At 72.3% G+C, this 13760-nt stretch carries 10 protein-coding genes; 4 read left to right on the top strand and 6 right to left on the bottom strand.

Annotation, left to right across the window (positions count from 1 at the left end):
- On the top strand, positions 1-725 hold a 725-nt coding region (locus E1298_RS33915), incomplete at its 5' end, for an alpha/beta hydrolase family protein (RefSeq protein WP_207944992.1).
- Between the two features lie 2 nt (positions 726-727).
- Positions 728-2560, top strand: coding sequence for an ABC transporter ATP-binding protein (locus E1298_RS33910; protein WP_131900621.1), 1833 nt, complete (start codon positions 728-730; stop codon positions 2558-2560).
- 65 nt (positions 2561-2625) lie between these two features.
- Here the strand turns inward: E1298_RS33910 and E1298_RS33905 are convergent, their stop codons facing one another.
- Both E1298_RS33905 and metG read right to left on the bottom strand, forming a co-directional pair.
- A complete protein-coding gene (locus E1298_RS33905; RefSeq protein ID WP_131900619.1) occupies positions 2626-3450 on the bottom strand; it encodes a TatD family hydrolase in 825 nt (274 codons plus the stop codon).
- On the bottom strand, positions 3447-5249 hold the full coding sequence (gene metG / locus E1298_RS33900; protein ID WP_131900617.1) for a methionine--tRNA ligase: 1803 nt from the start codon (positions 5247-5249) through the stop codon (positions 3447-3449). The genes E1298_RS33905 and metG overlap by 4 nt, the downstream gene beginning before the upstream one ends.
- A 175-nt stretch (positions 5250-5424) precedes the next feature.
- Between metG and E1298_RS33895 the strand changes: the two genes are divergently transcribed.
- Positions 5425-7053 (top strand): glycosyltransferase family 39 protein, encoded by a 1629-nt coding sequence (locus tag E1298_RS33895; RefSeq protein ID WP_131900615.1) that lies wholly within the window; start codon positions 5425-5427, stop codon positions 7051-7053.
- 9 nt (positions 7054-7062) lie between these two features.
- Here E1298_RS33895 and E1298_RS33890 read toward each other — a convergent pair whose 3' ends face one another.
- Together E1298_RS33890 and E1298_RS33885 are read right to left on the bottom strand one after the other, a co-directional pair.
- Complete coding sequence (locus tag E1298_RS33890; RefSeq protein WP_131900613.1) at positions 7063-8847, bottom strand: hypothetical protein; 1785 nt, start codon at positions 8845-8847, stop codon at positions 7063-7065.
- 180 nt (positions 8848-9027) lie between these two features.
- Positions 9028-10323: a glycosyltransferase family 2 protein gene (locus E1298_RS33885; protein ID WP_243725974.1), complete on the bottom strand. Its 1296-nt coding sequence runs from the start codon at positions 10321-10323 to the stop codon at positions 9028-9030.
- 311 nt (positions 10324-10634) lie between these two features.
- On the opposite strand from E1298_RS33885, the gene E1298_RS33880 reads away from it, so the two are divergent.
- On the top strand, positions 10635-12386 hold the full coding sequence (locus E1298_RS33880) for a hypothetical protein (protein ID WP_243725973.1): 1752 nt from the start codon (positions 10635-10637) through the stop codon (positions 12384-12386).
- 80 nt (positions 12387-12466) lie between these two features.
- Here E1298_RS33880 and E1298_RS33875 read toward each other — a convergent pair whose 3' ends face one another.
- Positions 12467-12769, bottom strand: a complete 303-nt coding sequence (locus tag E1298_RS33875) for a hypothetical protein (RefSeq protein WP_131900611.1) — start codon at positions 12767-12769, stop codon at positions 12467-12469.
- 128 nt (positions 12770-12897) lie between these two features.
- Complete coding sequence (gene rsmI, locus E1298_RS33870; RefSeq protein WP_131900609.1) at positions 12898-13731, bottom strand: 16S rRNA (cytidine(1402)-2'-O)-methyltransferase; 834 nt, start codon at positions 13729-13731, stop codon at positions 12898-12900.
- Positions 13732-13760: the final 29 nt, after the last annotated feature.

Raw genomic sequence — 13760 nt, 5'->3', positions numbered from 1 at the left:
CCCCCCACCCGATGCGCGCGGCCCAGCTGATGGGCTCACGCCGTCCGGAGAGCTCGGTGCCTCCAGTTCCTGAATGGCCTGTGAGCGTGGTGCCGTCGGCGGCGGTGGGCGGTGGGCCGCTGCTGCTGTGGATCCGGGCGTTTGCGCCGGGGCAGCCGGTGCCGTGTCCCGCGCCCACCGATCTGGAGGAGGCGGGGCATCCCGTCGCGACGCTCGATCTTCCCCTGCGCTGGGGGGACGACGCGACGCCGGGCGGGCTGCACGGGCAGATCGTCGACGCCGTCGAGGACGTCCGGAAGCGCTGGGACGGGCCGGTGGTCGTCGGCGGGCACAGCTTCGCCGCCACGCTCGCGCTGTACGCGCTGGCGCACATCCCCGGCCTGGCCTCGGCCATCGCGTGCAGCGGCTGCTACAACCGCAGCCTGACCCCGACCGGCTTCCACTACGAGAAGCGGACCTACTGGGACGCCCCGGACATCTACGACGCGTTCAGCGCGCTCCGCTTCGCCGACCGGATCGATCGTCCGGTGCTGCTCGTCCACGGTGCCGAGGACCGCAACCCCGCGACGCCCCCGGAGCAGACGATCGGGCTGTACCGGGCGGTCGTCGCCGCGGGCGGGCGGGCGCGGCTCGTGCTCCTGCCGCATGAAGGGCACGAGTTCCGCTACCGGGAGACCCACGAGGCCCTCGCCCGCGAGCACCGCGACTGGCTGGGACGGTTCTGACGATGAGCGCACCCCGACCGGCGAACAGGCTCCGGGCCGGTGACGTCATGGGATCCGCGGTCTTCGTGCTGCGGCTGGCGTGGCGCGCGGACCGGGGGTCGCTGCTGGTGGTGCTCGGCGTGCAGCTCGCCACCGCCGTCGGCGTGGCGGGGGTGCTGCTGCTGGTGCGCGGGCTGGCGGGCGACGCGGTGACGCTCGGTCGCGGCCAGGCGGGCGCGGGCGGAGGGACGGGACGGATCATTCCGGTGATCGCGGCGATGGTCGCCCTCCGGTCGGTGGGCGGGATCCTGCGGGCCGCCGCGACGGCGCGGCAGCGGGTGCTCGCCGTCCGGCTCGACCGGCATGTCACCGACCTGGTGCTGGGGGCCGCCACCCGCGCGGAGCTGCCCCACTTCGAGGACGCCGCGTTCCACGACCGGCTCCAGCGGGCCGTGTTCGCCTCCCGCGGCCAGCCCGTCGTCGTGATCACGACGCTGGTGGCGGTGGCGCAGGCGGTGCTGACCGGCGCGGCCGTGAGCGTCGCGTTCCTGGCGATGGCGTGGTGGCTGCTGCCGTTCGCGGCGGTGAGCGCCCTGCCGACGCTGCGCGCCGCGCACGCCGAGCGCAACGCCTCGTACGGGCTGAGCCACGACCTGGCCGAGAACCGGCGGGTCCGGCAGTACCTCGAACGGCTCATGACCGGCCGCGACGAGGCCAAGGAGGTGCGCGCCCTCGGGCTCGGGCCGCTGCTGCGCGAGCGCTGGCACGGCCGGTACGCCGAGGAGGTGGACGGCACCGTCCGCACGCAGCGCCGGCACCTGCGCCGCAAGGCCGTGGCGCGGCTCGCCGGGGACGCGGTGGTCGTCGCGGTGATCGGCGCGGTGTGGTGGCTGATGGACGCGCGGCTCGTCGACCTGCCGACCGCGCTGGCGGCCCTGACCGGGCTGTGGCTGCTGTCGACCCGCGTGCAGATGGTCGGCGGGCTCCTCGGCAACGTCGGCGACTCGATCCTGTACCTCAAGGACCTGCGGGCCTTCGCCGGGCCGAGCGTCGCGGCGGCACCGGCGGGCGGGGAGGGTCCGGCGGTGTTCGCGTCGCTGGAGGCGCGCGGCCTGCGGTTCCGCTACCCGGGCTCGGCGGCGCCCGTCCTGAACGGGGTGGACGTCGCGTTCCGCCAGGGCGAGATCATCGCGCTGGTCGGCGGGAACGGCTCGGGCAAGACGACGCTCGCCAAGATCCTCGCGGGCCTGTACCCGCCCGAGTCGGGCACCCTCCTGCTGAACGGGGCCCCCGTGGACGACCCGGCGCGGCTCCGCGAGACCTCCGCGGTGGTGTTCCAGGACTTCGTCCGCTACCGGCTCCCCGTCCTGGACAACATCGCGTTCGGCCGCCCCGGGCAGGCCGCCGACCCGGACCGCGCCGCCGGGTCGGCGCGCCGCGCGGGCGCCGATGCGTTCGTCGAGCGGCTCCCGCGCGGGTACGGGACCGTCCTCAGCAAGGAGTTCCGGGACGGCGAGGACCTGTCCGGCGGGCAGTGGCAGCGGCTCGCGCTGGCGCGGGCCTTCTACCGCGACGCGCCCTTCGTGATCCTGGACGAGCCGACCGCCGCGCTCGACCCGCAGGCGGAGGAGGAGCTGTTCGGCCGGATGCGGGAGCTGTTCGCCGGACGCACCGTGCTGCTGATCTCGCACCGGTTCTCGTCGGTGCGCGGCGCTGACCGCATCTACGTGCTGGACGGCGGCTCCGTGGTCGAGCACGGCACCCACGAGCAGCTGATGGGGCGCCGCGGCCGGTACGCCGCGATGTTCCTCACCCAGGCCGCCGCCTACCTCGACGCCGAGACCGCCGTCACCTGACCGCCGCCACCCGGCCCGGGGTCACCGGGCCCAGGGTCACCCCGCCCGGGGTCACCGGCCCGGGGTCACCAGGCGCCGAAGACGCGCTCGCCGTTCGCCGCGATAGCGGTGCACAGCTCCGCCACGTCCACGCCCTTGACCTCGGCCATCGCGCGGACGGTGTGCGGGATCAGGTACGAGGCGTTCGGCTTGCCGCGGTGCGGGATCGGGGTCAGGAACGGCGCGTCGGTCTCCACGAGCAGCAGGTCGAGCGGCGCGGCGCGCAGGGCGTCGCGGAGCGGCTCGGCGTTCTTGAACGTCACGTTCCCGGCGAAGCTCATCACGTAGCCGCGCTCGGCGCAGACCTCCGCCATCGCGGCGTCGCCGGAGAAGCAGTGGAACACGACCCGCTCGGGCGCGCCCTCCTCCAGCAGGATGCGGAGCACGTCGTCGTGGGCGTCGCGGTCGTGGACGACCAGCGCCTTGCCGGTGCGCTTGGCGATCTCGATGTGGCCGCGGAACGAGCGCTGCTGGTCGTCCTTCGGCGCCCAGTCGCGGTAGTAGTCCAGGCCGGTCTCGCCGATGGCGCGGACCTTGGGGTGCCCGGCCAGGCCCGCGATGTCGTTCAGGACGTCGTCGGAGATCCCCGTCGTCTCGTTCGGGTGCATCGCCACGCCCGCGTAGACGGCGTCGAACTCGCCGGCGCTGTCCACCGCGAACCGCGACGACGGCAGATCACAGCCGATCGTGACGATCCGGGTGACGCCCGCCGCCTTCGCGGACGCGAGCTGCTCCGATACCGGCGTCCCGACGACGTCGAGGTGGCAGTGGCTGTCGAACACGTCGACGGGCAGGCGGTCCGGAAGCGGCGGGTACGACCGCGACGCCTGCCCGTTGCCGTCCTCGCTCACGGCTTCTCCAGGCGGGCGAGCTCCTCGTCCACCACGGACTTGTCGAGCTTGGTGAACAGCGGCGTCGGCTTCGCCAGCGGGACGCCCGGCTTGATCGGGATCGACTCCCAGCGGGCCTCGGTGGCGTAGTCGCCGGTCAGGACCGTGTAGTCGGGGCCGCCCTCCTCCGAGACCGTCCGCAGCTCCGGCATGCCGCTCCACACGCCGTCGCCGCCGAGCATCTCGTACACCTTCTGGGACGAGTTCGGCAGGAACGGCGTGAGCAGCGTCTTCGCGTCGTCCACGACCTGCAGCGCGGTGTGCAGGATCGACTGGACGCGGGCCGGGTCGTCCTTGAGCTTCCACGGCGCCTGGTCGGACAGGTACTTGTTCGCGTCGCGGACGACGTCGAGCGCCGCGGTGGTCGCGTTCTTGAACCGGGACCGTTCGAGCTCGGCGCCGACCGCGCTGAACGCGGCGCGGCTGCGCTCCATGAGCGCCCGGTCGGCGTCGGTGAGGTCCCCGGGCGCGGGGATCGCGCCGTAGTTCTTCGCGGCCATGTTCACCGAGCGGTTGACCAGGTTGCCCCAGGCGGCGACCAGCTCGTCGTTGTTGCGGCGGACGAACTCCGCCCACGTGAAGTCGGTGTCCTGGTTCTCCGGGCCGGCGACTGCGACGTAGTAGCGCAGCGCGTCGACGTCATAGCGCTCCAGGAAGTCCTTCACGTAGATGACGACCTGCCGGGACGAGGAGAACTTCTTGCCCTCCATCGTCAGGAACTCCGACGACACGACCTCGGTCGGCACGTTCAGCGCGCCGAGCGAGCCCGGCGTGCCGCCCTTGTCGCCCTGGCCGCCGTAGCCGAGCAGCATCGCCGGCCAGATCTCGGCGTGGAAGACGATGTTGTCCTTGCCCATGAAGTAGTAGGACAGGGCGTCCGGGTCCTGCCACCAGGCGCGCCACGCCTCCGGGTCGCCCGAGCGCCGCGCCCACTCCACCGAGGCGGAGAAGTAGCCGACGACCGCGTCGAACCACACGTACAGCTTCTTCGCCGGGTTCTCGCGCCAGCCGTCCAGCGGGATCGGCACGCCCCAGTCGAGGTCGCGGCTGATGGCGCGCGGCTGCATGTCGTCCAGCAGGTTGAGCGCGAACTTCAGCACGTTCGGCCGCCACGCCACCGCGCCCTCCTGCTTGCCGCGCAGGTAGCGGCCGAGGACCTCGGTGAAGGCGGGCAGGTCGAGCATGAAGTGCTCGGTCTCGACGAACTTCGGCGTCTCCCCGTTGATCCGGCTCACCGGGTTGATCAGCTCGACCGGGTCGAGCTGGTTGCCGCAGTTGTCGCACTGGTCGCCGCGCGCGCCGTCGTACCCGCAGATCGGGCAGGTGCCCTCGATGTAGCGGTCGGGCAGCGTCCGGCCCGTGGACGGCGAGATCGCGCCCATCGTGGTCTTGGGGAAGATGTAGCCGTTGTCGTACAGGCCCTTGAAGATCTCCTGGACGACCGCGTAGTGGTTGCGGGTCGTGGTGCGGGTGAACAGGTCGTACGTCATGCCGAGGCCGAGCAGGTCTTCGGCGATCACGCCGTTGTACCGGTCGGCGAGCTCCTTGGCGGACACGCCCTCCTTGTCGGCCTGCACCTGGATCGGCGTGCCGTGCTCGTCGGTGCCGCTCACCATCAGGACCTTGTTGCCCGCCATCCGCTGGTAGCGGCTGAACATGTCGGCGGGCAGCGCGAATCCGGAGACGTGCCCGATGTGACGGGGCCCGTTGGCGTACGGCCAGGCGGGCGCGGTCAAGATGTGTCGGCTTGACGAGGACATGGATTCAAGGGTAGTCGCGTCCGTCCCCGGAACCGCACGGATATCGGCCTCCCGCGAGCGGCACCTGCGAGGTTGCTGGAGATCCCGCCCGGACGACTCCGGGCGCTCCGGGACGCGAGTAGCCTGGTCCGGCGATCGAGCGGCACGACGATCAAGGCGAAGGCAGAAGCGAGGCATGGCCCAGACCACGGCCGGCGAGCCGGCCGTCAAACGACCAGAACCAGGCTCCGGCCCCGGGGAACCGCCCCGGCGGCCCCTCGGCGGGCTGCCCGGCAGGCTCCTCGGGCGCGCCCGGCGGACGCGGCGCGCCGTGTGGCTCGCCCTGCTCGTCGCGGCGTGCACGGTGCTCGCCCAATGGGTGATCATGACGCCGCCGCTGTACTTCGACCCGTACTACGTGTGGCTCGGCGCCCGCGACTGGCCGGACATCCCGCTCACCGTGTGGCCGTTCGACGAGGTCCCCCACCAGGTGACCCGGGTCGGGCTGGTGCTGCCCGCGCGGCTCGTCCAGGAGGTCCTCGGCCCGGGGCAGGCGGCCTACTTCGCCATCGCGGCGCTCGGCGGCGTCGCGTTCTTCACCGGGACGTACCTGGTCGTCCGGGCGCTGTTCGGCGACGTGGCGGGCCTGCTGTCGGCGGGGACGCTGCTGGCCCACCCGTTCTTCACGATGACGAACCCGTTCGGCCACGACGTCACCTGGTCGTCGGGGGTGATGCTGCCCGACATGCCCGGCGCCGGGCTGTTCGCGATCGGGATGGCGGCGCTGGTCGTCGCGGGCCGCCGGACGGGACGGGTTCAGACCCGGTGGCTGCTGGCCGCCGGGGCGCTGCTCGCCTCGGCGTTCCTCGTCCGGGAGTTCCTGGCGTTCCTGTTCCTGCCGATACCGGTGTACCTGCGGCTGCTGCGGATCCCTTGGCGGCGCAACGTCACGGTCGGCGCGCCGATGCTGGCGGTCCTGGTGGTCAACCTCGTCCACAACGCCCTGGTGTGGCGCAACCCGCTCGCCGGGATCCTGTCGGCGGCCGAGCACGGCGGGCAGTCCCGCGACTACGTGACGCGCGGCCTCGCGCTCCGCTCGTTCGTCCGGGCGATGCACGACGGGCACCCCCTCGGGATGATCTTCGTGGCCGCGCTGGCGCTGACCCTCGCCGGCTGGGCCGTCACCCGCGACCGGCGGCTCGCGCTCGTCCTGGTGTGGTTCTTCACCCTGGCCGTGCCGCTGACCCTGTTCTCCGGCGTCCTCGACCCGAACAACATCTCGCTGCGGGCCTGGCTGCCGCGCTACTGGTTCGCGGTGATGCCCGCGCTGATGGCGGGCGGGTTCGGCTCGGTGATCCTCATGGCCCGGATGGTGCCGGACGGGCTGCGGTCCCGGCTGCGCGTCCAGGCGGTGGTCGTCCCGGCGGTGGCGCTGGGCGGGACGTACGCGGTGTCCGCCGTCCGCGCCGTCCCGGACCTGCCGCGCGACACGGCGTGGAACGAGCTGCGCGTCTACCTGGCCGGGCACGGCGACATCCGGCTGATCTGCGCCGACCGGCGGCTCGCGCAGACCCTCACCTTCTACACGCGCGACATGTGGGGCGACCCGATCTGGCGCGGCGAGATCCGCGACTTCCCGCACTACCTGCCGAAGGTCCCGAGGAACACGCTCGAAGGGCCGATGCTGTTCACGCGGTGGCGCGGCCAGGAGCTGGAGATCGCCGGCGGCTGGCGGCCGTCCACCGCGCGGGGGTGGCGGCTCATGTGGCGCTCGTCCGACAACATCCTGCAACTCTGGGACCCGCCGCCCGACGCCGCCAAGTAGGCGGGGCCGCTACCTGGTCCAGGCCACCCAGTCGCCCTCGGCGGTGCGGCGGCTGTCGGCGATCCTCCAGCCGGCGGGCGCGCCGCCCGGCCACGTCGCCGCGGCCGGGACCTTCTTCGGCCAGGCCAGGATCACCATGTCCACGTTCTGCGGCGGCCGGACGTCGCGGGCGTTGAAGACGCTGCCCTCGCTCCACCACGCCCAGTAGAACTGCGAGAGCCGGATCGTCCAGGGGACGTTCCAGTCGAGCGCGACGGACCGCGTGCCCTCCAGGTCGGCGCGTCCCCGCAGGTCGGTGTGCGCGGTCGACTCCCGGACGAGCGGACGGGCGATGTTGTCGGTCGCCGTCACCACCATCGCGAGCGCCACGGCGGCGAGCAGGCCCGACAGCAGCAGCGGGCCGAGGCGGCGCAGCAGCGAGGCGAGGACGGCGAGGCCGAGCAGGGCCAGGCCCGCCCACGTCGCGCGCCAGAGGTGGAACGACGTCCAGTCCCAGGTGAGGAACGACGTCTCGGGGAAGTCGTAGCGCGTGTAGGTGTAGCGGCTCAGCCGGTCGCCCGCGTACCACTGGACGACGCACGCCGTGAGGAGGGTCAGCGCGACCGCCGCCGCCACGGCCACCAGCAGCGTCCGGCGCGTGGCGCGCAGCAGCACCGCGACGCCGACCGCGAACAGGATCGGGGTGACGCAGGCCAGGTAGCGGCCGTACACGTAGTTGCCGACGCGGTACTCGACCGGCAGCGCCCCCGACGTGGCGAACGCGATGCCCGCGACGATCGCCAGCAGCGCGAGCGCGAGGACGCGGGGACGCGCCGGGGTGCCCCGGCGCGCCGCCGCGAACGCGACGGTGACCAGGCCGACCGCCGCGAGCCCGCCGGTCGCGACGGACTGGTACCAGATCTGGCCCGTCCCCAGCGACAGCATCCAGCCCATCCCGTCCTGGGTGGTGAGCCGCCGGACGAGGTTGCCGCTCAGGTCGTTGTCGCCGTCCGGGTAGAGATGCGGCAGCAGCGACCGGTTGAGCAGCATCCCGGCGCCGGTCGCCGCGGCGAAGGCGAACGCGGAGACGGCCGCGCCGCGCCAGGACCGCCACCGGCACGCCACCGCGACCACGAGCAGACCGGCGTGCACGACCAGGAAGACCGCGCCCCGCGTGTGCGAGGTGTAGGCGAACGCGATGAGCAGCGACGCGCCCACCCCGTGCAGCGCCACGCGGCGGCGCGACGGGCCGGACGGGTTCGGGGCCGCGAGCCACGCGTGGATCAGCAGCAGCCAGCCGAGCAGCACCACCGGCAGGACGGCGTCGGTCAGCACGAACTCGGAGTAGAACAGCACCCCCGGCAGCAGCGCCGTCACGTGCGCGAACAGGTACGACCAGCGCCGCCGCACCCGCAGGCCGCGCAGCAGCAGGTAGGCCAGCGGGAGCATCGCCGCGCTGATCATGGCGTTGATGACGAGGGCGCCCCGGTACACGGTCACCGGATCGTCCCCGAGCCAGAACGCCGGGGTCAGCAGCAGCGGGTAGCCGCCCCGGTAGACGGTGCCCCAGGACAGGTCCGCGTCAGGGCCGCCGGTCAGGACGCGGGCGGCGAACAGGTAGCCCGCCTCGTCCGGCGTCGCCACCGGCATCGTCTGCCCGGACGCGAGCCAGAGGCGCACGGCGACCTGCGCCAGCCAGCCCAGCAGGAACAACCAGGCCCAGCGGCGCCGCCGGGGGACGGTGGGCGGGGTGCCCTCGGCGGCCGGCGCGACCGGGCTGCGCGCGACGGCCAGGGGCGCGGCCTCGGTGCTCATCGTCGTCCGGCGCGCCGACCAGGGTCGGTCAAGGGAGGAAGATCCATCGCCGTGCAAGCCTGTCACAGTCCGGGCGGGGCATCGTCCAGGGCCCGGAAACGCTCAGCAAGTTCTCGGAAAACGCCGAGCCCCCGGGGAACGCTCTCCCGGAGGCTCGACAAGGGTTTCCGCTGGACGGGCTCAGCTCTCGCCCTTGCCCGCGCTCTCGCCCTCCATGGCGTCGGCGGGCTCGGCGGGCTTGACGGCACCGGCCTTGCGCTCGTCCGCGACCTTCTCGGCGGCGGCGTCGACGACGCCCGCGGCCTCGTCGGCCGCGTCGGTGAGCGGCGGGTGCTGGCGGCGGCGGATGCCGAGGATGCTCACGAACAGCGAGGCGAAGATGGCCTGGAGGCTCATCACCAGCGCGGTGGCCGACGGGACGACGATGCGCAGCGAGTGCCGCGGGTCGAGCTCGCCGAAGCTGTTGACCCGCCAGTGCAGGAGCGAGGCGATGAGGCCCGCGAGGCCGGCGACCGCGAGGAGCCCGCCGAGCAGCACGCCGCGCTCCAGGCTCCACCAGTCGATGACCTTCTGCACCCGCCGGTCGTGCGGCAGGAACCCCTCCTGCATCGCGTAGACCTTGGTGAGCAGCGCGAACAGCACCGCCTGGAAGCCGATGATCATCGCGGCCGAGGCGCCGACGAGGGTGTCGACGTCGAAGGCGATCTCGCCGACGGTGACCGGGCCGGTCGACAGCGCGACCCCCGCGACCAGGCCGAGTGTCATGAAGACGAGACCGGGGATGAGGAACAGCCACCGCGGGCTGTAGAGCAGGAGGAAGCGCAGATGGCGCCAACCGTCCCGCCAGGTGTTCAGGTGGGGGGCGCGGGTCCGCCCGTCCGGCGACAGCGTGGTCGGGACCTCGCGGATGTCGTACTTCTGCAGGGTCGCCTTGACGACCATCTCGCTGGCGAACTCCATGCCGCCGGTCTGCAGGCCGAGCCGCAGGATCGACTCCTTGTTGAAGGCCCGCAGCCCGCAGTGGAAGTCGCCGATCTTGCTGCGGAAGAACAGCCGGCCGACGAAGCTCAGCACCGGGTTGCCGAGGTAGCGGTGCAGCGGCGGCATGGCGCCCGGCGCGATCCCGCCCTTGAACCGGTTGCCCATGACGAGGTCGGCTCCTGCGCGCAGCTCGTCCAGGAACGGGCCGAGGGTGGTGAAGTCGTAGGAGTCGTCGGCGTCGCCCATGGCCACGTAACGGCCGCGCGCCGCGCGGATGCCGCCCATGAGGGCGTTGCCGTATCCCTTGTCGATCACCGGCACGACGCGCGCCCCGGCGTCCCTCGCCAGCTGCTGGCTGCCGTCGGTGCTGCCGTTGTCGGCGATGATGACCTCGCCGTCGATGCCGCTGTCCTCAAAGAAGCCGATGGTCTTGCGGACGCAGGTCTCGACCGTTTCGGCCTCGTTCAGACATGGCATCACTACGGAGAGTTCCACGCGATCTCCTTCGTTACCCCTGGTGACCGTCTGCGGTATTTTCGACTAATCTCGTCATGTTCCGCTCGGCGGCCCGTCGTCGTTCATGATGCCTGCCGGGAACGAGAGATGCTGGCCGCTCTCAACAAGAGCACCCGTATCGTGTTGCGCACTTGCAACCCAAAAACCATCTCCGCCACGGTCTCGGGCGGCAGGCTAGGACGTCAAGCATACGGGCACGGCGGCCCGGAAAGGTTGGGTCGGCTGTGACGCGCGCCGGAAAAGGCAGTGCCACCGGACCGGGGGCCGGACAGCGAAGGGGAGGTGCGGTAGTGGCGGGCGATTCGCCGCACGGCACCATGCTCGACGAAAGCACGCCCGGCGAGGACGTGCCCGGACAGACCGCGCGCGACGGGGCCGGAGCGGAGACGGCCCTGGTCACGCCCGTCCGCGACACGCCCGGCGGCACGAAGACGGGCATGGATTCCGCCACCGGCCCCTGGGCCGGCGCCGGACCGGACACGGGCCTCGATCCGGGCCTGGACGCCGAACTCGACGCCGAACTCGAAGCGGAGCTCGACGCCGAACTCGGCACGGATCCTGACAAGGACGAGCCGTCGCCCGACCCCGACTCGGGACGGCAGGGACGCGCGTCCGGGCTCTGGGCGCTGGTGCGCCGCCACCCCACCTTCGCTGTGATCATTGCCACAGCGGCGCTGCTCCGGCTGATCGCGATGATCGGCTACCAGCCGGCGATGTTCTTCAACGACAGCTTCGACTACCTGCACGTCGCGATGGAGCCGTACCCGCACCCGCTGCGCCCGGACGGCTACTCGTTCCTGCTGCTCGCGCTGAGGCCGTTCCACAGCTTCGCGCTCGTCGTGCTCGTCCAGCACCTCATGGGCCTGGCGATGGGCGTGATGATCTACGCGCTGCTGCGCCGCCGGTTCCGGCTGCCCGGCTGGGGCGCCGCGCTCGCCGCCGCGCCGGTGCTGCTGGACGCCTACCAGATCCAGCTTGAGACGCTCATCCTGTCCGACACGACGTTCACGTTCCTCGTGATGTGCGCGGTCACGCTGCTGCTCTGGCGCGACCGCCCGACCTGGAAGATCGCCGCGTCGGTGGGCCTGATCATCGGGCTGGCCTGGCTGACCCGCTCGGTCGGCATGCCCGTGCTGCTCGGCGTGCTGCTGTTCATGCTGGTCCGGCGCAGTGGCTGGAAGATGATGGCGATCACGCTGGTGGCGTGCGCGCTTCCCGTCCTGACCTACATGGGCTGGTACAAGGCCGAGAGCGGCAAGTTCGCCATTACCGAGAGCAACGGCATCTTCCTGTACGCACGGGTCTACAAGTTCGCCGACTGCCACAAGATGCACGATCTGCCGGTGAGCGAGTACGCGCTGTGCACCGAGCCGGTGAACCGCCTGCCGAATTCCCAGGACGGCATCTGGAACCCCCAATCCCCGCTCAACCGTTACACCGGCAAGCGGTTCAGCCCGGAGAACAACAGGCTCGGCAACGACTTCGCCAAGCGGGCCATCGTGGCGCAGCCCGTCGATTACATGCAGGTCGTCGCGCACGACTTCTTCAGGGTCTTCCGGTGGAAGCGGACGGTCTTCCCCGACGAGGCGACCTACGTGCAGTACGAGTTCCGCAAGACCAGCAAGGCGCTGCCCGAGTGGCGGATGGACGGCGACTCGGTCGCCGCCGCCGAGGCGAAAGCCTACGAGCGCGGCCACGCCCGCACCCAGATCGTCGAGCCGTTCGCCGGGGTCATCCGCGGCTACCAGGACCACGTCTACCTGCGCGGGACGATGCTCGGCGGCATCCTGCTCATCGGCCTGGCCGGCCTCGTCCCGCTGTGGCGGCGCCTCGGAGGCGCGGCGCTGCTGCCGTGGACCCTGGCGACCGGCCTGCTCCTGGCCCCGGCCGCGACCGCCGAGTTCGACTACCGCTACGTCCTGCCCGCCGTCCCGCTGGCCGCCCTGGCCGCAGGAATGGCGTTCACTCCAGCGGTCCGCCGCCCGCTGACCACCCTCACCCGCCGAGCAGGCACCAGACTCCGCCGCAACGGCCGGGCCTAGAGCCCGTCCCAATCGGCCAAGCAAGCGCCTGCCCGACAGCCGCACCCCACCGCGCCAGCGCGCGACCTGACCGTTCCCTCTCACCACGCATGCAGGTGGCGGAGGTGGAAGACCAGCGCGACGTCGGTGCCGCCGCGGGCCTGCGGCACCTCGGGGCGTCTCGCCCGCGGGGCCGGGAACGCCTTGACGTTCTGGCTCTGGCAGTTGGGGCAGACATGGTCGACCCAGGGGGTCGTGCACCGCTGCCCGTCCTGCTTGTACACGGTCGCCTCTCCGCCGTGCCCGTCGGCGATGTGGCGGACGTCGAACTGCTCGTCCCAAATCGTTGAACAGCACAGGCACTCGTAGACCCATGCCTCGTGGCTCGACCACGCATCGCGCATGGCCCTTACCTCCCCGGTGACGCCACCCAGTTCCATGAGAAGCGCCCTAGTCTCGGCGTGACCCCCGCCGAATCCACTAGGCGTCTTATTCCCCGGATCGAGCCGTTTGGACCGCTTCCGCGGAGTGACTATTTCCTGGCCGCGACGACCGCGTCGTAGACGATCCGCTTCGGCATGCCGTTCTCCTTGGCGATCTCCGTGATCGCCTGCTTGCGGGGGGTTCCGGCGGCCTCGCGGACGGCGACCGCCGCCGCCAGGTCGGCCGGGTCCGACAATCCCGCGGGCTCCGGCGCTCCCCCGACGACCACCGTGATCTCGCCGCGCACGCCGCCGGCCGCCCATTCGGCGAGGTCGCCGAGCGGCCCCCGGCGGACCTCCTCGTAGGTCTTGGTCAGCTCCCGGCACACGGCGGCCGGACGGTCCGCGCCGAACGCCGCCGCCATCGCGGCGAGGGTCACGGGCAGCCGGTGGGGCGCCTCGAAGAACACCATCGTGCGGGGCTCGGCGGCCAGCGCGTCCAGCCGCCGCGTCCGCTCGCCGGCCTTGCGCGGCGGGAAGCCCTCGAAGCAGAACCGGTCGGTGGGCAGCCCCGACACGACCAGCGCGGTGGTCACGGCCGACGGGCCGGGCAGGACGGACACCGGCACGCCCTCGGCGACGGCCGCGCGCACCAGCCGGTACCCAGGGTCGGACACGCCCGGCATCCCCGCGTCGGTGATCACCAGGACGTCCCGTCCGGACAGCAGTTCCTCCAGCAGCTCGACCGCCCGCGTCCGCTCGTTCTGGTCGTAGTAGGACACGAGCCGCGCGGTGAGCTCCACCCCGAGGTCGCCCGCCAGCCGGCGCAGCCGCCGGGTGTCCTCGGCGGCGATCACCGGCGCGGCCGCGAGGGCCGCGCGCAGCCGCTGCGACGCGTCCTCGGGCCGTCCGATCGGCGCCGCTCCGAGCAGCAGGGTCCCCATCACTCCCCCATCCTCCCACCGGCCCCGCC

This window comes from Actinomadura rubrisoli (assembly GCF_004349215.1).
Taxonomy (GTDB): domain Bacteria; phylum Actinomycetota; class Actinomycetes; order Streptosporangiales; family Streptosporangiaceae; genus Spirillospora; species Spirillospora rubrisoli.
This window is presented reverse-complemented; position numbering and strand designations above follow the sequence as displayed.

Excerpts from the sequence above, each read along its gene's own strand:
- E1298_RS33910 (WP_131900621.1), top strand. The coding sequence starts at position 728 with ATGAGCGCACCCCGACCGGCGAACAGGCTCCGGGCCGGTGACGTCATG.
- metG (WP_131900617.1), bottom strand. The coding sequence starts at position 5,249 with ATGTCCTCGTCAAGCCGACACATCTTGACCGCGCCCGCCTGGCCGTAC.
- E1298_RS33895 (WP_131900615.1), top strand. The coding sequence starts at position 5,425 with ATGGCCCAGACCACGGCCGGCGAGCCGGCCGTCAAACGACCAGAACCA.
- E1298_RS33890 (WP_131900613.1), bottom strand. The coding sequence starts at position 8,847 with ATGAGCACCGAGGCCGCGCCCCTGGCCGTCGCGCGCAGCCCGGTCGCG.
- E1298_RS33875 (WP_131900611.1), bottom strand. The coding sequence starts at position 12,769 with ATGCGCGATGCGTGGTCGAGCCACGAGGCATGGGTCTACGAGTGCCTG.
- rsmI (WP_131900609.1), bottom strand. The coding sequence starts at position 13,731 with ATGGGGACCCTGCTGCTCGGAGCGGCGCCGATCGGACGGCCCGAGGAC.